This window comes from Micromonospora sp. WMMD729 (genome assembly GCF_049315225.1).
Lineage (GTDB): Bacteria > Actinomycetota > Actinomycetes > Mycobacteriales > Micromonosporaceae > Micromonospora.
Genome location: NZ_CP186059.1, coordinates 1630570 through 1648370 on the forward strand (window position 1 = coordinate 1630570; position 17801 = coordinate 1648370).

At 70.3% G+C, this 17801-nt stretch carries 18 protein-coding genes and 8 tRNA genes; 20 read left to right on the forward strand and 6 right to left on the reverse strand.

Going from position 1 to position 17801, the window contains the following annotated elements; genetic code table 11:
• The first annotated feature begins 14 nt into the window (after positions 1-14).
• A complete protein-coding gene (locus ACN263_RS07535) occupies positions 15-878 on the forward strand; it encodes an ALF repeat-containing protein (protein ID WP_422739085.1) in 864 nt (287 codons plus the stop codon).
• 197 nt (positions 879-1075) lie between these two features.
• Here the strand turns inward: ACN263_RS07535 and ACN263_RS07540 are convergent, their stop codons facing one another.
• Complete coding sequence (locus tag ACN263_RS07540; RefSeq protein ID WP_422739086.1) at positions 1076-1870, reverse strand: SDR family NAD(P)-dependent oxidoreductase; 795 nt, start codon at positions 1868-1870, stop codon at positions 1076-1078.
• A 17-nt stretch (positions 1871-1887) separates the two neighbouring features.
• Between ACN263_RS07540 and ACN263_RS07545 the strand changes: the two genes are divergently transcribed.
• The 3 genes from ACN263_RS07545 (at position 1888) to ACN263_RS07555 (ending at position 3311) form a co-directional block, all read left to right on the forward strand.
• Positions 1888-2352: a winged helix-turn-helix transcriptional regulator gene (locus ACN263_RS07545; protein ID WP_422739087.1), complete on the forward strand. Its 465-nt coding sequence runs from the start codon at positions 1888-1890 to the stop codon at positions 2350-2352.
• A 32-nt stretch (positions 2353-2384) separates the two neighbouring features.
• Positions 2385-2684, forward strand: coding sequence for a hypothetical protein (locus ACN263_RS07550; RefSeq protein WP_422739088.1), 300 nt, complete (start codon positions 2385-2387; stop codon positions 2682-2684).
• A 108-nt stretch (positions 2685-2792) separates the two neighbouring features.
• The gene (locus ACN263_RS07555) at positions 2793-3311 is read left to right on the forward strand and encodes a hypothetical protein (RefSeq protein WP_422739089.1); all 519 of its coding nucleotides are present in this window, start codon (positions 2793-2795) and stop codon (positions 3309-3311) included.
• Between the two features lie 80 nt (positions 3312-3391).
• On the opposite strand, the gene ACN263_RS07560 is transcribed toward ACN263_RS07555, so the two are convergent.
• Complete coding sequence (locus tag ACN263_RS07560) at positions 3392-4495, reverse strand: FUSC family protein (RefSeq protein WP_422739090.1); 1104 nt, start codon at positions 4493-4495, stop codon at positions 3392-3394.
• A 141-nt stretch (positions 4496-4636) separates the two neighbouring features.
• Positions 4637-5626 carry a hypothetical protein gene (locus ACN263_RS07565; protein WP_422739091.1) on the reverse strand — a complete coding sequence of 330 codons (990 nt, stop codon included), beginning with the start codon at positions 5624-5626 and terminating at the stop codon, positions 4637-4639.
• A 146-nt stretch (positions 5627-5772) separates the two neighbouring features.
• Between ACN263_RS07565 and ACN263_RS07570 the strand changes: the two genes are divergently transcribed.
• The 4 genes from ACN263_RS07570 to ACN263_RS07585 all read left to right on the forward strand — a co-directional run bounded on the left by ACN263_RS07570 (position 5773) and on the right by ACN263_RS07585 (position 9595).
• Positions 5773-6402 (forward strand): fasciclin domain-containing protein, encoded by a 630-nt coding sequence (locus ACN263_RS07570; RefSeq protein WP_422739092.1) that lies wholly within the window; start codon positions 5773-5775, stop codon positions 6400-6402.
• A complete protein-coding gene (locus tag ACN263_RS07575; protein WP_422739093.1) occupies positions 6402-7985 on the forward strand; it encodes a molybdopterin-dependent oxidoreductase in 1584 nt (527 codons plus the stop codon). The genes ACN263_RS07570 and ACN263_RS07575 overlap by 1 nt, the downstream gene beginning before the upstream one ends.
• Before the next feature lie 267 nt (positions 7986-8252).
• Positions 8253-8870 (forward strand): ECF RNA polymerase sigma factor SigK, encoded by a 618-nt coding sequence (gene sigK / locus ACN263_RS07580; RefSeq protein WP_422739094.1) that lies wholly within the window; start codon positions 8253-8255, stop codon positions 8868-8870.
• The gene (locus ACN263_RS07585; RefSeq protein WP_422739095.1) at positions 8867-9595 is read left to right on the forward strand and encodes an anti-sigma factor; all 729 of its coding nucleotides are present in this window, start codon (positions 8867-8869) and stop codon (positions 9593-9595) included. Before sigK ends, ACN263_RS07585 begins: the two co-directional genes overlap by 4 nt.
• Positions 9596-9840: 245 nt before the next feature.
• Here ACN263_RS07585 and ACN263_RS07590 read toward each other — a convergent pair whose 3' ends face one another.
• Positions 9841-10680 carry an NAD(P)H-binding protein gene (locus tag ACN263_RS07590; RefSeq protein WP_422739096.1) on the reverse strand — a complete coding sequence of 280 codons (840 nt, stop codon included), beginning with the start codon at positions 10678-10680 and terminating at the stop codon, positions 9841-9843.
• Between the two features lie 108 nt (positions 10681-10788).
• On the opposite strand from ACN263_RS07590, the gene ACN263_RS07595 reads away from it, so the two are divergent.
• On the forward strand, positions 10789-11151 hold the full coding sequence (locus ACN263_RS07595; RefSeq protein WP_422739097.1) for a winged helix-turn-helix transcriptional regulator: 363 nt from the start codon (positions 10789-10791) through the stop codon (positions 11149-11151).
• A 72-nt stretch (positions 11152-11223) separates the two neighbouring features.
• On the opposite strand, the gene ACN263_RS07600 is transcribed toward ACN263_RS07595, so the two are convergent.
• Positions 11224-11520, reverse strand: coding sequence for a winged helix-turn-helix transcriptional regulator (locus ACN263_RS07600; RefSeq protein WP_422739098.1), 297 nt, complete (start codon positions 11518-11520; stop codon positions 11224-11226).
• On the opposite strand from ACN263_RS07600, the gene ACN263_RS07605 reads away from it, so the two are divergent.
• The 11 genes from ACN263_RS07605 (at position 11461) to ACN263_RS07655 (ending at position 14671) form a co-directional block, all read left to right on the forward strand.
• Complete coding sequence (locus ACN263_RS07605) at positions 11461-11643, forward strand: hypothetical protein (protein ID WP_422740910.1); 183 nt, start codon at positions 11461-11463, stop codon at positions 11641-11643. The genes ACN263_RS07600 and ACN263_RS07605 overlap by 60 nt on opposite strands.
• A gap of 89 nt (positions 11644-11732) precedes the next feature.
• The gene (locus ACN263_RS07610) at positions 11733-12536 is read left to right on the forward strand and encodes a hypothetical protein (protein ID WP_422739099.1); all 804 of its coding nucleotides are present in this window, start codon (positions 11733-11735) and stop codon (positions 12534-12536) included.
• A gap of 449 nt (positions 12537-12985) precedes the next feature.
• Positions 12986-13061 (forward strand) — tRNA-Pro (locus ACN263_RS07615).
• 33 nt (positions 13062-13094) lie between these two features.
• Positions 13095-13168: transfer RNA gene (locus ACN263_RS07620), tRNA-Glu, on the forward strand.
• Positions 13169-13216: 48 nt separating this feature from the next.
• Positions 13217-13291 (forward strand) — tRNA-Met (locus tag ACN263_RS07625).
• A gap of 1 nt (position 13292) precedes the next feature.
• Positions 13293-13376, forward strand: a tRNA-Leu gene (locus ACN263_RS07630).
• Positions 13377-13421: 45 nt separating this feature from the next.
• A tRNA-Asp gene (locus ACN263_RS07635) sits at positions 13422-13497 on the forward strand.
• A gap of 65 nt (positions 13498-13562) precedes the next feature.
• Positions 13563-13635: transfer RNA gene (locus tag ACN263_RS07640), tRNA-Arg, on the forward strand.
• Between the two features lie 6 nt (positions 13636-13641).
• A tRNA-Glu gene (locus tag ACN263_RS07645) sits at positions 13642-13715 on the forward strand.
• Between the two features lie 73 nt (positions 13716-13788).
• A tRNA-Tyr gene (locus ACN263_RS07650) sits at positions 13789-13872 on the forward strand.
• Between the two features lie 148 nt (positions 13873-14020).
• Entirely contained in the window at positions 14021-14671 is a 651-nt protein-coding gene (locus ACN263_RS07655) for a hypothetical protein (RefSeq protein ID WP_422739100.1), read from the forward strand.
• 1 nt (position 14672) lies between these two features.
• Here the strand turns inward: ACN263_RS07655 and ACN263_RS07660 are convergent, their stop codons facing one another.
• Complete coding sequence (locus tag ACN263_RS07660; RefSeq protein ID WP_422739101.1) at positions 14673-17780, reverse strand: hypothetical protein; 3108 nt, start codon at positions 17778-17780, stop codon at positions 14673-14675.
• Positions 17781-17801: the final 21 nt, after the last annotated feature.

Sequence of the window (17801 nt, forward strand, 5' to 3'; positions counted from 1 at the left end):
AATGAAGAGCTCACATGCGACGAAAGATCTGGGCTGGCGCCCTCCTGGTGTTTGCCCTCCTGGTCCCGGCGACACCGGCGATGGCTCAAACCGGATCGCCGGGGCTCAGCACAACAACCTGCCAAGCGATCATGTACACCGATATTCGTGAGCTTGTCACCATCGACCTCGACACCGCTTCGGACACCGAGGTGCGGGTGCTGGCCAACCAGATCATGGCCGTGGCGGTCGCCGAATCGTTGACCGTGTTGCCCGGTCGGATTCAGGCGCGGTTGGACGGCACTGCGGAGGATCTGCGTGCCTTCCTCAAGACGAGCCTGCAGAGCAACTGGTACCCGGATCTGCGGATCGCGGTGAACCGGACGATGCCGAACGGTGGTGTCAACGTGCGGGAGGCCGCGCAGACGACGCTGGACAACGGGACCATCGACGCTTTCCTGGCCTTCCTGAACCACGGCCTGTACATCGCCCGGGCGCTCGACGCGGGGAACCTCAAGCTGTACACGGATATTCGTCAGCTTGTCACCATCGACCTCGACACCGCTTCGGACACTGAGGTGCGGGTGCTGGCCAACCAGATCATGGCCGTGGCGGTCGCCGAGTCGATGACGGTGTTGCCCGGTCGGATTCAGGCGCGGTTGGACGGCACTGCGGAGGATCTGCGTGCCTTCCTCAAGACGAGCCTGCAGAGCAGCTGGTACCCGGATCTGCGGATCGCGGTGAACCGGACGATGCCGAATGCTGGTGTCAACGTGCGGGAGGCCGCGCAGGCGACGTTGGACAACGGGACCATCGACGCTTTCCTGGCCTTCCTGAACCACGGCCTGTACATCGCGCGGGCGCTCGACTGCGTGTATCAGCCAACGGCGTCGGCCTGACATCCCGGAGGTCGTAGGCTGCCTCGTCCAGAGTGGGCGGAAGCTGTGAGTGGGTCGCACCATGAGGGTGCGGCCCACTCTTCTTGGCGGGTCCGGCAGCTCGGAATTGGCCGACCTGCTGCGCGCCCGCGATGTGCAGCACGTCGAGCGGGAAGCCCTGGTGCCAACCGAAGCTGCCGGTGGGCGAAGGAGAAGCCTCAGCTCAGAAGCTTCTCCGTGAGGTCCATCAACCGCTCGGCGTCGCGGGGGTCGAGGGTCGGGAAGTCGGCCGGAAGTCGCTTGTCCCGGTCCACCGCGGTCACCGGCGCGGTCGGCGGCGTTTCCAGGAACTGGTGAATCGGGGCCACCGCGTCTGCGACAGGTCGGGCCGCCACCGCCGCCACCGCGAGCAGCCCTCGGACCACCAGAGGAAGTGAGCTTCGATCGCCGCTCTTGCTGAATCCGGGATGGTAGAGCACGTATCGGGCGCGGCTGCCGGACCGTTGGCCGAAGCCCACGCCGAGCAGGTCGTTGGCGCGACCGGCCTGCAGTTGCGCGGTGATGGCTGAATAGCCCGACGCCAGCTGCGGGTCGCCCCAGTGCAGCCGGCCTTTGGTGACCCCGACAGCGGCGACGTTCACGATCACCGGTGCGGTAGCCCGGTCCAGGGCCGGACGCAGACCGAAGCTGAGCAGATATCGACTGAGGTAGTAGAGCGCGAACGTGCGCTCCAAACCCTCGGCTGTCACGACGCGTCGCGGCGCCACCGCATTGGCGAACAGTGCCAGCGCGTCGACGACCTCGTACTCGGTGAGGATGTGCTCGATGACGTGCCGCGTCTCGGCCACGCTGGACAGGTCGACACGGCGGAAGGTGATCAGGCCCCCGGCCAGGGCTTCGCCGCGCTCGCGGTTGCGGCCGAGCACCAGGACGTGGTCGCCGCGTTCGGCCCGCTCCAGACTGAACGCGCGACCCATTCCGTTCGTGCCGCCGCTGACGATCACGACGCCCATATCGTCCCCCACTATCGTTGTTCATCGACGTGCTCATCCTGAGCGGCCAGCCGACGGAGGCGAAAGAAGGCATTTTCATGTCCGTTAGTAACATCGGTGTAAGTGGCGCACTGCCTGACCATCGCCTACCGATGCCCGTTCCGGTCGGCGAGTACGAGCGTTGTCCGGTCACCGATGTGCTGCGCCGGGTGAGCGACAAGTGGACGCTGTTACTGGTCACCCTGCTCGGCGGGCAGCCGTACCGCTTCAACGAGTTGCATCGGGCCGTAGAGGGCATCAGCCCGCGCATGCTCACCCGAACATTGCGTTCGCTGGAGAGCGACGGCCTCGTTGAACGAGAAGTGTTTCCGACGTTGCCGCCGAGCGTCGAGTACCGGCTGACGCCGCTCGGCGTCAGCCTTCTGGAACCGCTCTCCGCGGTGGCCGCCTGGGCGGTCGACCACCACGCCGAGATCGCTGCGGTACGTCAGCGACCCAGCTGAAATGCCACGCGCCCTGAGCGTCCGATGCTGCGATGATGCTCGCCGTGAGTCAGACGGTGAATTGGGACCGCACGGTCGAGGGCGCTCATGTCCGCTTCATGCCCGGCGAGAACGACGATCCTGCCACCGCCGACAACATCGATGCTCACGTCTCCCTGGCTGACGGCAGCCAGCACTACGCGACCTTCATGACGGCGGCCGAGATCGGTCGGGTCCTGCACAGGTGGGCGGAGACCGGGGAGGCCGGCGGCGGAAGCTACTTCTGGTGCTCCGACCTGGTCATCATTCCCAGACCCGGCGTCGAGGCGATGGTGGCCGCCCTGGGGAGATGATCCGGTCCGGCGACGTCGGCGTGGTCCTCAGCAAGGTGGAGAACGGCTCGTCGCCATGACGATCAAAGGATCTTGACGCTCCGCCGCGATCCTTGCCATGCTCTCCGGGTGCAGGACCCCAAGCAGGACACCGTCGAAATAACGATTCTCCGCAACCGGCGAGATCTTCGCGGTACCACGCGCACGGTCTATGGTCGCGAAATCCGCTGGGTTGGCATAGGCGGAATGGTCGCGGCGCTTGTAGCCGGGATCGCTTTCTGCGCCGAGCAGTTGGTCGTGGCAGCCATTCTTCTGCTTGGTGTCGTGGTCGCCTGGACCTATCACTGGTGGCGTATAGAACTGATAGTTTGGCGTTTCCCCGACTGGGCGTACGAGCCGGTCACCTTCCGGGTCTCTGCGCAGGGTGTCGAGATCGAGACTGTGGTGAGCCGGCGGAGAGTTCTCTGGAAGGACATGACAGAAGTGCTCGTCGCGCCTGATGCCTACTTCTTCGGGTCGCCGAATCGAAAGGGGATCATCCTGCATCGAAGATGTCTCGCCGAGTCGGACACGGCTGCGATCAACTCGGTGATCGAACGGCGCGGGAAGGATGTGGAAGGGCGGGTGTGGCCGGTGCGGTTGGACTGAACGGTCGACAGCGGCTCTGGTGCGGACGCCGTGCGCGCAGGAACGCCGTGGCCATCGTGCGCTGCGGCGGACGACAGGCGTCACGCCCGGCTCAGACCGAGCGCCTCGTCCACCCGGTCCAGCACCGTCACGTCGTCGTGGCCGACACCGCGCAGCAGGTCGATGGCGGTCGCCCGGATCTGCCCGACGATCATGGTGACCGGCAGCGGCGGATCGGACCGCAGCAGGCCGGCGGCGATCCGGACCGCCTCCAGGGCCGCCGCGTCGGCCCGCTGCGCGTGCCGCTCGGCGTCGGCGCCGCTCAGGTCGCTGGCCAGCGCCTCCCCGGCCGACCGTACGGCGGCGGTCAGCGCGCCGATAGCGGCGGCCAGCTCCGGCGGGGTGGCGGTGTGCCGGCGGGTCAGGGTCACCCCGGCCCGGGCCAGCACCCGGATGTTGCGGGCGGCGTAGTCGAGTTGCCGCACCGTCGCTTCCACGTCGGCGAGCTTGCCCAGGTGCCGGCGGCGCAGTCCCAGCCGCAGCGTCTCACCGGTGGCGAGCACGGCGGTCTGTAGCTGTGCGACACAGTCGTCCACCTGCCGGGCCTGGTCCAGCGCGGCGCGGGCGGCGTCCTCGTCGCAGCCCTGCAACGCCGCGCTCACCTCGTCGAGCAGGTCGGCCAGGTCGGTGTAGCTGCGCCGGGCCTGCGCCACCAGCGGTGCCAGCGGGTCGCGGGCGGCCATCAGCTGGCTGGCGGCCAACGCCACCGCGCCGCCGATGAGCGCGTCGACGAAGCGGAACGGCATCAGCGTGCCGTGCGGCGCGGCGACCACGACCAGGTACATGGCCGAGACGGTGGCCTGCACGACCAGGGCACGACGAGCCCCGATCACCACCAGCGTCGTGGTGGTGAGCAGCAGCACCAGCAGGACCGTGCCGGTGCCCGGGCCCAGCGCGTACACCAGTAGTTCCGCGACGAGCACGGCGGCGGCCACGGCGAGCAGGATCTCGACGGTCTGCCGCAGCCGTCGCCCGCGCGACTCACCGAGCACGACGAGCGCGGCGGTCGGGGCGTAGAACGGGTCCGGGTGACGGATCACCACCGCCGCCACGATCCAGGCGACCACCGCGGCGGTGGTCAGCTCGACCACGGTCATCCCGTCGCCCCGCAACCGTGCGACGGCGTCGCGTCCCCACGTCCGCACCGGTGGTACCCCTTCCGCCCGGCGGGCCGGGGACGGCCGCCGATTGATCTTCTGCGAGGACGGGCACTACCCCGCCCGTGACCTGCTCAATCGCTGGGTGGCGAGGGGCACCCGGGTCGGCAGCCAGGGCGGAAGGCCGCGTCACTGCATGGCGGTGGCCGGGGGGTGGTCGAATGACTCGGGGCAGCGGAAGGTGTACAGCGAGTAGCCGCGCCCGATCTGCACGCCGACGATGTCGGGGGACGCGGCCGGGTCCTCCTCGGACGGGCGCCAGCTGCAATGCATGCCGTTCCAGTCGCCCGAATCCACGGTGAAGATCAACCTCATCGTGGTGCCGCAGGCGGCACAATCCATCGGGTACGGATCGGTCAGTGACCAGTTCGCGTACCCGCCGACCTTCCATCCCGGCGCCAGCGACAGGTCGCTCTGATAGTGGGGACGGCTCTCGTCCTCGTCGTCATCCCACTCGTCGAGCCGGTCGCGTAGGTCATCGGGGAGCAGATCGGCGTACTGGTACTCGCGGACCTGCTCGGGGTGCACGACGCACGGGATCGGCAGATACATGTCGCTGATCACCGGCGGCTCGGGAGGTGCGTCGAGCAGTGGGCCGAGGGTCGAAGTGTCGCGCCAGTGCAGAAAGACGCGAGGGCTGTAGTGCCGGTCCGAGTGGTCCACCGGGCACCACAGCACCTGTAGCAGGTCGGTGCCGTCCGGACCGGCGTAGTCCGGGATGTCTCGTCGGTACAACTGCGCCACCGGGACCAACGGGATGGGAACCTCGATCAGGTCGTCCAGGTCGAGAGCGTCGGCGGCGTCGAGTTCCGCCCGCTCCTCGACGGTCAGGAAGTCCCCACCCGGCAACGGCTCCCGGGTCTCCGCGGTCGCGAGGATCTCCCGCCTGCGGCGCAGGGCGGCCGGGGTCGTGAGGTTCCACGGCTCGTGCGCCCCGACGTCGTCGCAGACCGGCCATGCCTCGTCGGCCGGCCACAGCAGCGGCCCACCGACCGAGCTGTCCCGGACGGTCGGAGCGCCGGGTCGGGGATGCAGACGGGTGGCCGTGGTGGAGTGTTCCCGCAGCTCGGGAAAGACCGCGGTGATGTCCAGGGGACGCGGAGGCGTGGTGCGGACCATGCCGGTGGATCTTATGGCCTGACCGAGTGCTCCGCCGCTGCACTGTGCCGCGCCGAATTCGCTCCACGTAGCGGCCATCCGCATCGAGGTCGGCCTCGAATGCCTCATGACCACAGCAGTGAAGTACAAGCATTTGAGGAGTTCGTATGAAGCGGCGCTTGTTTGCCTCGGTTGGCGTGATCGCTGTGCTGGCCCTGTCCGCCTGCGGCGGTACCGACAGCGGGGACAGTGCCGGCGGCGCGCCGAGCATGTCGGCCAGCGCGCCGATGGCATCGGCTTCGCCGTCGATGATGATGTCGGGCCAGTTCGGCTCGGGATGCGCTGCCGTGCCGACCGATGCGTCCAACCCGGGTAGTTTCGAGGCGATGGCGAAGGTGCCGGTGGCCACCGCCGCGTCCGGCAACCCGCTGCTGTCGACGCTGGTGACGGCCGTGAAGAAGGCCAACCTGGTCGACTCGCTCAACGGCGCGCAGGGCGTCACGGTGTTCGCGCCGACCAACGACGCGTTCGCCAAGATCCCGAAGGCGGACCTGGACAAGGTCCTGGCCGACGACGCCATGCTCAAGAAGGTCCTGACCTACCACGTGGTGCCGACCCAGTTGTCGCTGGACACCCTGGCGGGTACCCACAAGACGATGCAGGGCGACGACCTCGAGGTGACCGGCGGTGGCTCGTCGTTCACCGTCAACGGCACCTCGATGGTCGTCTGCGGGAATGTCTCGACCGCCAACGCCACCGTGTACATCGTCGACACCGTTCTGATGCCCAAGAGCTGATGGCGTCGACCGACATCGAGCCCCGGCCGGCGACCCGCCGGCCGGGGCCGTACCCCAGCATGACCGCCCTCCGTGGGCCCGTCGTCGGCGTCCTGACCGCCGGAGTGACCCTCGCCGTGGCGCGTCTCCTCGCGGCACTGGTCGCCCCCGTCTCCGATCCGGTGCTGGCAGTCGGCGGCGTCGCCATCGACCTGGCCCCGCAGCGCCTCAAAGCGTTCGCCATCCGCACCTTCGGTGCCAACGACAAGATCGCTCTCCTCGTCGGCGTCTACGCGCTGCTGGCCCTGGCAGCGGTTCTGCTCGGCGCGGCGGCGGTTCGACGACGACGCTACGGTCTGGCTGGCCTCGCCGTGTTCGCCGCCGTCGGTGTGGCCGCCGTTCTGTCCCGCCCGGGGGCGACGCCCTCGGACGTCCTGCCGGTGCTGGCAGGGGCGGGTGTCGGGTCGGCCGTGATGCTGATGTTGGCGCGTGCCGCTCGAACGGACCGGGTCGGCGCGTCGGGCCAGCCGCGGCTGCTCGACCGCCGTCAGTTCCTGGTCACGGCCGCGGGGGCTGCGCTGACCGCGGGTGCCGCGGCCGCCGTCGGCCAGGCTGTCGGTCGCGGCAGTACGGTCGGTGCCCGTTCCCGAGCCGCCGTTCGTCTTCCCCCACCGGTGCGACAGGCGCCGCCGCTGCCCGCTGGTATCTCCGTCGACGTGGACGGGGTCTCGGCGTTCCTCACCCGCAATCGGGACTTCTACCGGGTCGACACGGCTCTCACCGTCCCGCAGGTCGACCTGGAGACCTGGCGACTGACCCTCGACGGGGCGGTCGACAGTCCTCGTACCTGGAGATTCGAGGATCTTGTCGCCCGTGGCCTCGTGGAGCGTGACATCACCCTCAACTGCGTCTCGAACGAGGTCGGTGGTCCGTACATCGGCACCGCCCGCTGGACCGGCGTTCCCCTCGCGCCGCTGCTGCGCGAGGCAGGCATCCGCGCCGGGCAGAACCAGCTCGTCAGCCGTTCGGTGGAGGGCATGACCATCGGCACTCCGCTCGAGGCGATCCTCGACGGACGTGACGCGCTGCTGGCCGTGGCCATGAACGGTGAACCCCTGCCCCTGGAACACGGCTTCCCCGTCCGGATGCTCGTGCCCGGCCTCTACGGCTACGTGGGCGCCTGCAAGTGGTTGACGTCGATGAAGGTGACCACCTTCGACGCGTTCGACCCGTACTGGGTCCAGCGCGGATGGGCTGCCGACGCGCCCGTCAAGACCGCATCGCGCATCGACACCCCGAAACCTTTCGCCCAGCGTCGTGCCGGGCCCGTCATGATCGCCGGGGTCGCCTGGGCGCAGCGGCGCGGGATCGCCGCCGTCGAGGTGCAGGTCGACGACGGGCCGTGGCAGCGGGCACGCCTCGCCGACGGTCCGTCGCCGGACCTGTGGCGGCAGTGGACCTACCGCTGGGACGCCACCCCGGGCAGTCACACGCTGCGGGTACGGGCCACCGACGCCACCGGTGCGACCCAGACCGACGCACGGGCCGCACCCTTCCCCGACGGCGCGACCGGCTGGCACAGCACCACCGTCACGATCACCTGACCTGGTGTTTGCGGTCGGGCGGTGGCCGCCAGCGACATGGTCGAAAAGAATCCGGTCCGGCACCAGTCCAGCGACCGCCACGCCACGAATCCCTCATGACCCGACGAGGGTGTCGACGCCGAATTCAGGCCGGAAACGCAGCTGTGGAGGGCGCTGTCGAGACAATGTCATCGTCCACGCGCGCCTCGCTCACGCGCATGCCGGCTAGCAATCGAGTGCGTGGCGACGGATCGCACGGCCGCCAGCACAGGAGAGGACGTACCGAGGATGAGCGGTGACCCGGAACACGCGCGGCGGTTACGTTCGGTGCGGCCGGACACCGTGACGCCGCCCAGCCCCGACGAGTTGCTGTCCCGGGTGGCGCGTGGTGATGAGGCGGCGTTCGCGGCGCTGTACGACGCCATGGCCGGCCGGGTCCTCGGGCTGGCCCGCCGCGTTGTGCGCGACCCGGCACAGGCGGAGGAGGTGACGCAGGAGGTGATGGTCGAGGTGTGGCGCACCGCTGACCGCTTCGAGGCCGGTCGTGGTTCGGCCTCCGCCTGGGTTCTCACCATGGCGCACCGCCGGGCGGTGGATCGCGTGCGCTCCGAGCAGGCCCACACCGACCGCGCACAGCGGGTCGCCGCTACCGAGACGCACGTCCCGTACGACGAGGTCGTTGAGGACGTCACCGCGCGGTTGGAGCGCGAACAGGTTCGTCGCTGTCTGGGCCGACTGACGCCGGTCCAGCGGGAGGCGGTGACCCTGGCCTACTACGGGGGCCACACCTACCGTGAGGTCGCCGAGAAGTTGCAGACCCCACTGCCGACGGTGAAGACACGGATGCGCGACGGACTGATCCGGATGCGCGACTGCCTGGGCATCGAGATGGAAGGACGGGCATGAGCGCCGACATCCACACCCTCGCCGGCGCGTACGCCCTGAACGCGGTCGACGACCTCGAGAGGGCGGCGTTCGAGCGGCACCTGGCCGACTGCGAGTCGTGCCGGCTGGAGGTGACCGAGCTACGGGAGACGGTCGCACGGCTCGCCGACGACACCGTCGTCGAGGCCATGCCCCCGGGTCTGCGTGAGCGCACCCTCGTCCAGGCGGCGCGTACCCCGCAGGTGCGCTCCGCTGCCGCCGGGGACAGCGCCACCCGGCAGGCAGGCAGGTGGCGACGCCTCGCCGTGGCCGCCGCGGCGGCCGTTCTCGTGGCCGGCGGCGCGAGCGCGGCCACCTGGGCCGTGACCAACGATCGGGTCAGCGACGAGCAGGCCAGCAGCGAGCAGGCTCGGCAGATCGCCGCCGTCCTGGACGCCCCGGACACCCGGGTGTTCGAGCGGTCGTTGCCACCCGGCGGCGCCGCGACCGTGGTGGTCTCCCGCGACCGGGACCGTGGGGTGGTGCTGCTGCGCGACCTGCCCGAGCCCGGCCCCGGGCGGATCTACGAGCTGTGGCTCATCCGCGGCAGCGAGCCCCGCAAGGTGGGACGACTGGCCGAGGGAGTCAGGGCGTCGACCACGGTCATCGGCCCGGTTGCCGAGGCGGGATCGTTCGGCGTCTCCAACGAACCCGTGGGCGGCTCCGTCGCCCCCACGCGAATCGTGGGTACGGTCGAGCTGAGCTGAGCTGAGCACGGCGCGGACGCGGTCCGCTCATCCGCCCGGTGAGCTCGTCGACGAGCAGACGTACGAATACCGCGTGGCGGGTGCAGCTACCTCGTGGCGGACATCGTCGACAGGCCGCCGGGAACGGTGCTGGCCACCACTGCGGTGCAGCGAGCCTTGATGTCGAAGGACAACTGCCAGCGACAGTTGCCCGGAAAGGTCGCTGCTCCTTTCACTTCGGCGGCCTGACGCGAAGCGCCGAGGCGTCAGCGGAAGGCGTCGATGTTGCGCTTCGCCCAGGCGATGAAGGGGCGTGGTGATCGGCCCAGGATCTCGGCGACGTCTGGGCTGATCCGCTGTTCGGCTTCGGTGGGCGTGCCGAGGATCGCCAGCGTGCCCTCCACCACCGGTGGCGGCATGAATCGCAGCATCTGCGCACGGGCCTCGTCGGGCGTCTGGTCCACGAAGCCGATCGGCTCGCCGAGCGCGGCGGCGAGGTCGGCGACCCGTTCGCGAGGCGTACTCAGGGTCGGGCCGGTCAGCTCGTAGGTGCGGCCGACGTGCGAGCTGTCGAGCAGGGCCGCGGCCGCCACCTCGGCGATGTCGGCCGGGTCGACCACGGGTAGACCGACGTCGCCGAACGGCGCGGCCACCATCCGGGCGCTCCGCACCGGTTCCGCCCAGGCGAATGCGTTGGAGGCGAAGCCGCCGGGGCGCAGTATCGTCCAGCCGAGGTCGGATCGGCGGACGAGGTCCTCGATGGCGTGCAGGGGCGCGTGTGACGGCGAGTCGGGACGTGTGACGACCGCCTGCGAGGACTGCAGCACGATGCGCCTCACGCCACCGGCTGCGGCGACCCGCAAGATGTCGCGCATGTCGAGATGAGCTCCGGCGCCCTCGACGAGGAGGTACAGCGCGTCGGCGCCGGCGAGCGCCCCGCTCAGGCTCTCCGGCCGTTCGAGGTCCGCGCGGTGGTGGCGAACCCCGTCCGGCAGGGCGATCGGGCGTCGTCCCCGGGATACCGCCGCCACCTCACCGCCCGAGGCCGCGAGGATCGACGTGAGCGTACTGCCGACGTTTCCGGTGGCTCCAACCACGACGAACATGTCTGTGTCTCCAGTTCGACCGCGTCGTTCGCGCGGCTGCCGGAAACGCTAGTAGCGTCGATATAGTAGGTACCTAGAGGATAGTAATGGGTATGTGACGGAGGGCACGTGCAGCGTTCGACAGATCCCGAGCTGGCCTGTCCGGTAGCGCCGGTCGTCGACATCGTGTTCAGCCGGTGGACCACGCCGATCCTGTGGGCTCTGCACGAATACGGCCGGCAGCGCTTCGTGGAGTTGGAGCGCCGACTGACCAGCATCACGCCCAAGGTGCTCACGCAGCGGCTCCGCCAACTCGAACGCGACGGACTCGTGACGCGCACCTACCACGCCGAGGTGCCGCCTCGGGTCGAGTACCAGATCACCGAGTTGGGCGCCAGTCTCGGTCCGCTCTTCGCCCACCTGGCCACATGGGCCGACGCCAGCCTTCCAGAGGTGGAACGAGCCCGGCGCGCCTACGACGCCGGGCGGTGAGGACCATCGGCGATGCCGACGCCGGCACCCGTCCGGCCGGCGTGGGTCAGCACGGCGACAATGCGCCGCAGGTCACCGGATGTCGTTGTCGGGGTGGTCGCTGTCGTAGGCCTGACGGGCCGCGGCGATGGCTTCGCGGTGTGCCAGCGACCAGTCGGTGAGTGCCTTGACGAGGTGGGTGAGGCTGGCGCCGGTCTCGGTGAGGCGGTAGTCGACCTGGGCGGGCACGCTCGGATACACGGTCCGCAGGACGAGACCGTCTCGTTCCAGGCGGCGCACCGTGAGGGTCAGCATGCGCTGAGAGATCCCGTGGATGGCGCGCTGGAGTTGGCGGAAGCGGCGCGGCCCGGCGGCGAGTTCGACGATCACGAGAACGGACCACTTGTCGCCGACCCGGTCAAGAACGTCTCGGATGCCGCAGTCCGGGTGATCGGGCTGTCCGCACGGCTCGAGCTCGGCGGCCTCCGCGGTTACTTCGGTGTGCGTTGGTGACACGAGACTGCCTCCTTGTGGGCCGCCGGGCCTGGGCCCAGGCTTCCCGGTAGTTACCGAAGAGAACCACGGCAGGAGATCGATCCGCAATGATCATGGTGACCGGCGCCACGGGGCAGCTCGCTTCGCTCACCCTCGCAGAACTCGCCGAACGGGGGACGCCCGCCCTGGGCGGGAGCCGCACGCCCACCGGCGCGCAGCGCCACCTCGACTTCGACGATCCCGCAACGCTCGACCTCACCGGCGTTACGACCCTGGTCCTGGTCTCGGCCGGATATGCCGAGGACGACACGGTCATCGCGCGTCACCGGGCCGTCCTCGACGCCGCCTGTCGTGACGGCGTCACCCACGTGACGTACACCAGCCTGACCAGCGCCGGGGATCATCTCGGGTTCGCGCTCGCCCACCGGGTCACCGAGCAGATGATCACGACCAGTGGGCTCGCGTGGACGATCCTGCGGAACGGGCTGTACGCCGAACTCTTCGGCGCCCTGCTCGCGTGGACTCCTGACGGCCTCGAATCGGCGTTCGGGAACGGCGCGCTCGCCGCGGTGGCGCGGGCCGACCTGGCCGCTGCCGCAGCCGTCGTCGCAAGCGCGCCCGCCGCACACGCCGGAAAGGTCTACGACCTGGTCGGAACTCCGATCACCGTTGGCGACATCGCCGACCGTCTCGGCGTCGCACACCGCACCGTCGAACTCGGCGAGTACCGTGCCCGCCTACTCGGCGACGCCGACCTGCTGCCGTTCCAGCCGCCGATGCTCGCCTCGATCGCCACCGGTGTCCGCCACGGATTCCTTCACGCCACCGGTCCTGACCTCGTAAGCCTGCTGGAGCGACCGCTCACGGATCCGCTCGCCGTCGCCGCGGACGTCACGGCCGCAATGCGCTGACCCGGCACGGTGCGTGCCGCGGAATATCAATTGCCCGTCGATCGGTGCAGCGCCTACCTTGAATGCGCGAGGCCGACCCGACAAGCCAAGGAGCTCCCCGTGTTGCAGTACGTCTACACCGAACCCACGTGGCTCATGCCGCGCGGCGGTGTCGTGCTACTGCCCTCGACCGGGCGGGCCGACGATCTGTCCGCGAGTGAGCGGGACGGGAAGCCGGGGTGGCGGCGCGAATAGCGCCAGCGCAAGCTGCGAAGCCGCCCGCCCGGACTGGGACAGGGCGGCTTTCTCGTTGTCGAGCAACTGCCCGGGCGTAGCTCAACTGGTGAAGCACCACTTTCCATGACCGGATCCCGGCTGCGGCCGGCGACGTCGCAGATTGTCAACTCCACAGTGGATGGCACAGGTAAGACCCCGGCCGGCGCTCACCCGGGCGGCCGGGGGCATCACCTCCGGGACGGGGGAGACGGCTGACCCGCTCGCTTTGGGAGCGAGAGATACGGGGTTCGACACCCCGGTCCCGGACCATGGGCGCGCGACCGCGATCTTCGGCGGCGCCACGGGCCGTTGGAGCAAGGTGGCAGCTCACTCGGTTCTCAGCCGAGAGGTTACGGGTTCGAGCCCCGTACGGCCTACGCAAGCACAGTGCCACGCGGCCTTCGACTCGTGTCGAGGGCGTCAGGGCCGAGGTAGCTCAACGGCAGAGCGCCCGGCTCATAACCGGGAGGCACCCGGATCGACACCGGGCGTCGGCACCACGCGCTCGTGGTGGAACTCAGGTAGACACGCACGGCTCAGGTCCGTGTGCCGAGAGGCATGGGGGTTCGACTCCCCCCGAGCGCACGCACGGTTAAGAAACACGATGGATCAGCAACTCATTCGTCCCAAGCTGGCGTAGCTCAGCGGCTTGAGCACCTCGTTGTCAGCGAGGCGGTCGCGGGTTCGAGTCCCGCCGTCAGCGCCATGTCGTCGTGGCCAAGCTGGCAACAACGCAGAGATCGGGGGTTCGATTTTCTCCGACGACACCATGCCTCCGTGGCTCAGCGGACAGAGCACCAGATTACGGATCTGGGGGTCGCGCGTTCGAATCGCGCCGGGGGCACGCACACGCGCGTTCGGTCATGGGTAGGCCCCTAGCCTTTCAAGCTGGTGAAGCGGGTTCGAGTCCCGCACGCGCGACCATTCCAGCGTCGTCCAATCGACACCTTTCGCGGCCGATGAGGGGCGGCAGATCAACGGTTCGGCCGCCGACCCAGGGAGTGCGCCACCGATGGCGAGGTGGGCCGGGCTGTAACCCCGGTGCGTTCGCGCTCAGGGAGTTCGAATCTCTCCACTCTCGCGCAGGACTCGGTCTGTGCCATCCACTGTGGGTTCCGAGCGCTCCTCGGTCTCCCACCGGTGGCACGGGTGATCCGTGCGAGGTATCGACCGACATCGGACGGAAAAGCTAGGCTGCGTCCGAGATCTCATCGACGCAGGGAGATGTCGTGTCGCGCCGTACCGGTAAGCCCTCGTATCAGCTGCCGACTCCGAAGACGGGTGGCGCTCGGCTCGCCGTCGTCATCGTGGCCGTGGGGCTCGCGGCGCTCCTCGTGGGCGGTGCTGCCGGCTACGCCGCCAACGGCCCGGACCGCGTCGAGTCGGCAGCCGCCGACATCCGCGAGGCCGAGGCGCAGCGCGACACTCAGCAGATCATCGAGCTGACGGAGACGGCCCGCCGGCTTCGGGTGGAGGTCGCTCCCGTTCTCACCGCGCTGCGGGCCGAGGCGCCGACCGGCGGGCAGCCCGGCCTCGAGCAGGCCCGCCAGTGGCAACAGACCATGCAGCGCGCCGCGGCTCCGTTCGCCGACCCCCCGTCCGGCACCACCGCGACGAACGTGGCGCGCGGCGGGCTGCGCGGGGCCGTCGAGCAGGCATCCTTGGCTGTCGAGACGTACCTCCTCGCGATCACCGGGCCGCCCGCGCAGCGGGCCGCGTTGACGGCCCTGGCGAAGCGACAGGCAGCCCAGGCGACGGCGGTCTGGTCCGTCGCGGCGACCCAGCTCGACCAGGTGAACATCGATGCCGGCCAGGGCCATCAGCATGTCGAGCTGGACGGTGGCAACGGTGACGGCGCGGAGGAGGGCTCCGGCGGCTGACTCATCCGCCGTGCGGTGCCGGCGATCGGGCGGATCGTCGGTGGCGACCGAGTGACAGGAGCAGGCCGGCGACCGTCAGGACGAGTCCGGCGGCGGCCGTGTACACCGGAAGCCGGGTGGGGATGCCGAGGTAGACGGTGATGCCGAGGATGCGGGACAGCCCCCAGGGCAGCAGCGCGAGCTGGTCGTTCCACACGGTCAGCGCGCGTTCCAGGCCCACCACCGAGACCAGGGCGGACAGCAGGCCGAGGGGCACACCGGCGGCGGCCAGGGTGCACCCGGCGGCGCTTCGGCGGCGCAGGCCGTACCGGTCCCGCAGGACCACGGCGACGACCACGAACAGCCAGCAGAACGCCGCGAACGCGACGGTGACGTACGCCGCGCGCAGGCTCGGCGCGGCCCAGAAGGCGAACCAGTAGCCGCCGGGCCCGCGTACGGCGAGCGCTGCGAGCAGCAGCATGCTGCGCAGCAGTGCGACGCCGCCGAGCGCGGCCCACAGGTGGAACGGGTCCCGGCGGCCGACGACGAGGCGTACGACGAGGGCGAACAGCGCCCACCCGCCGAGAGTGACCAGCAGGTGCGCCGGTGCGGCGAACCAGGTCAACACGAGCCGGCTGGTCACCAGCACCACGGCCGGGATGAGCCATACCAGCACTCGGTCCGCCCGCGTCCGGGGCGTCGGCAGCGCGGCGACCCGCCACGGCCGGAACGCGCCGAGCAGCAACCCGCGCGCGGCGGCCGCACCGAACCCGCGCCCGCGCAGACCGAGCAGCAGCACCAGCAGGATCGACCCGAGCATCGCCCGGGCGGCCCAGGCCATCGCCGGGTCCCGGTCGGCGCGCCGAGCCCCCAGGTCGGCGGCGGTGAAGTTGTACGCCGGCAGGTCCAGGTCGGCGCCGTAGCGCTGCCGGTGCGCGTCGCGGGCGTGGTGGTATGCCGCCGTGGCCTGCCGCCAGGCATGGCGGACGGTCGAGTCACCCGTGTCGAGCCACTGCGCGTGCCGCAACACCATGGCCCGGTACGCGCTGAGCGTCTCGAACAGGTCGACCTGGTAGTCGAGGGTCGCGGTGAAGCGGTCGCGCAGCTCGGCGTCCCGCCACGTCGTCGGGTCGGTCGCGGTGATCAGGTCGCGCATGCGCCGAGCCAGCGTGACGGCCTCGGCGCCCTCCTCGATCGCCTCGTCGACGCGGCCGCCGGTCACCGCGTAGATGCTGTCCAGCGCGGCGGAGTCGCCGGTCGGGATGTCCCACTCGAAGATCCACATCATGGGCGGCGGTTCCAGCCCGAGCGCCCGCACCGACTCATCGGCGTACGGACCGATGTAGAGGCCCTTGGTGACCGCCTGCCGGGACAGGGCCATGGCCTGCCCGATCGCCGCGACGGTGGCCGGGTCGCCGGAGAACGTGCGGTACGCCCAGTCCGCGGTGACCTGCCCCGGGTCGGCCTGCGGATCCCAGGCCAGGCGGCCGACGGCGTACGTGTTGAGGTCGTAGAGCTGCCAGAACCCGGCGCGCAGGTACAGCGACATGGGTCCGGCGCGCAGCGGCCCGCCGTCCTGCGTCCAGTTCCACACCCCCTCGACGTGGGGATTGGCGGCGAGGAACGCGCGTAGCGCCTCGCGGTGCAGCGGACCGAGGTCGTTGGGCAGCGAGCCGAACGCCTCGAACTCGCGGCGGGCCTGGAACTCCACGATGCGGCGGTGCGCGCCGCCCAACAGGGTGGTGTTCAGCGGCAGGTGGCTGTAGAAGTCGCCCAGGGTGTACTTGGTGGACACGATCAGGTGCGGGTCGTCGAGCCCGTCGAGGACCTGCGCGTACGACTGCGGATTGGTGTGCAGGTCGCCGACGGCGCCGACGCCCACCGTCCAGGTCCGGAAAATGATCTCCTTGCCGGCCGGGCCCGCCGTGTCCAGCAGTGCCCGCAGCATCGCGCGCACGGACGTCTGCGTGGTGACCGCCAGCCGTGACGAGTAGTCCCAACCGGTGTCGGCGTACACCTCGCCGCCCTCGCCGATGCGGACCATCAGGCCGTCGACGAACGGCATGCTCTCGAACAGTTCGGCCAGGCCGGCTTGGTAGACCGACCACAGCCGAGGGTCGGCCACGTCGAGGCCGCCGACGGTCCGGGTCAGGTACTCCTCCAGCGGAGGCGACACCGCGAGCATGTCGGTCAGCAGGAAGACCTTCATCCCCATGTCCTCGGCGTACCGGAAGACCGGGCCGAACGCCGCGACCATCGCCCGCACCCGGTCGACGTGCGGGTCGCCGGGCGGATAGACCGCGCGCCCGTCGCCAACCTTGGCGAACGTGACGTACTCCAGGAAGCCGGGTACGACGACCCCGTTGAAGCCCTGCGCCACCGAGTGGTCGACGAACTGCCGGAACTGCGCGTCGATGCGGGCCACCGCGTTCGCGTCCACCCACGGCGCGTCCGGCAGCACCGCCGATGCGACCACGTCGGTGTTCAGGCCGTAGTCGTCGCCCGCGGCGAAGGCGGCCGGGTCGGGCTCGCGCCCCACCGAGCCCAGGTCGGTCAGCCGCAGGCCGAGCCGGGGAACGACCACCCGACCCACGTCCGCCGACGGGAGCACCGCGGCACCGGAGCGGATCCGGTCGGCCAGCCGGTACAGCCCGGCTGCCACGCCGCCGATGTCACCACCGTGCACCCTCAGTTCGGCGCCGCGCACGTCGAGCCGGTACGACTCGGGCGTGCCGCCGAGGTCTGCCAGGACGTCCGCCCGTACCGTGCGCACGGCCGACATGTCCGGGGCCGCGACGCGCGTTGTCCCGGCGCCCGCCCCGGCCGTCGCGGACCCGGCCGGGGCGAGCACCGGCCGGGGCAGGCCGCGCGAGACGACCGCGTCGGCGACGGCGGCCGCGGCCTTGGTGAGGCGCGGATTGTCGGGTACGACGAGGGACGACAACGGCGGGACCGGAGCGGGCGTCCGCGCCGGCGCGGCGACGGCCTCCTCGTGCGGCACGGCGGCGGGAGAGTGGCTGAGCCCCAGCGTGTCGCCGACGCCCCAGGCCGTGGCCGCACCGGTCGCCAGCAGGACCACCGCCGCGATGAGCAGCCGAATCGGCCTGCGGGCCGAGGCAACGTGAGCCACGCTCGCATGGTAGTGGCCGCA

What these genes read in the sequence shown, in the direction of transcription:
- ACN263_RS07585 (WP_422739095.1), top strand. Translation starts at nt 8,867, where the DNA reads ATGAGCGCCGACATCCACACCCTCGCCGGCGCGTACGCCCTGAACGCG.
- sigK (WP_422739094.1), top strand. Translation starts at nt 8,253, where the DNA reads ATGAGCGGTGACCCGGAACACGCGCGGCGGTTACGTTCGGTGCGGCCG.
- ACN263_RS07540 (WP_422739086.1), bottom strand. Translation starts at nt 1,870, where the DNA reads ATGGGCGTCGTGATCGTCAGCGGCGGCACGAACGGAATGGGTCGCGCG.
- ACN263_RS07610 (WP_422739099.1), top strand. Translation starts at nt 11,733, where the DNA reads ATGATCATGGTGACCGGCGCCACGGGGCAGCTCGCTTCGCTCACCCTC.
- ACN263_RS07535 (WP_422739085.1), top strand. Translation starts at nt 15, where the DNA reads ATGCGACGAAAGATCTGGGCTGGCGCCCTCCTGGTGTTTGCCCTCCTG.
- ACN263_RS07570 (WP_422739092.1), top strand. Translation starts at nt 5,773, where the DNA reads ATGAAGCGGCGCTTGTTTGCCTCGGTTGGCGTGATCGCTGTGCTGGCC.
- ACN263_RS07590 (WP_422739096.1), bottom strand. Translation starts at nt 10,680, where the DNA reads ATGTTCGTCGTGGTTGGAGCCACCGGAAACGTCGGCAGTACGCTCACG.
- ACN263_RS07575 (WP_422739093.1), top strand. Translation starts at nt 6,402, where the DNA reads ATGGCGTCGACCGACATCGAGCCCCGGCCGGCGACCCGCCGGCCGGGG.
- ACN263_RS07565 (WP_422739091.1), bottom strand. Translation starts at nt 5,626, where the DNA reads ATGGTCCGCACCACGCCTCCGCGTCCCCTGGACATCACCGCGGTCTTT.
- ACN263_RS07550 (WP_422739088.1), top strand. Translation starts at nt 2,385, where the DNA reads ATGATGCTCGCCGTGAGTCAGACGGTGAATTGGGACCGCACGGTCGAG.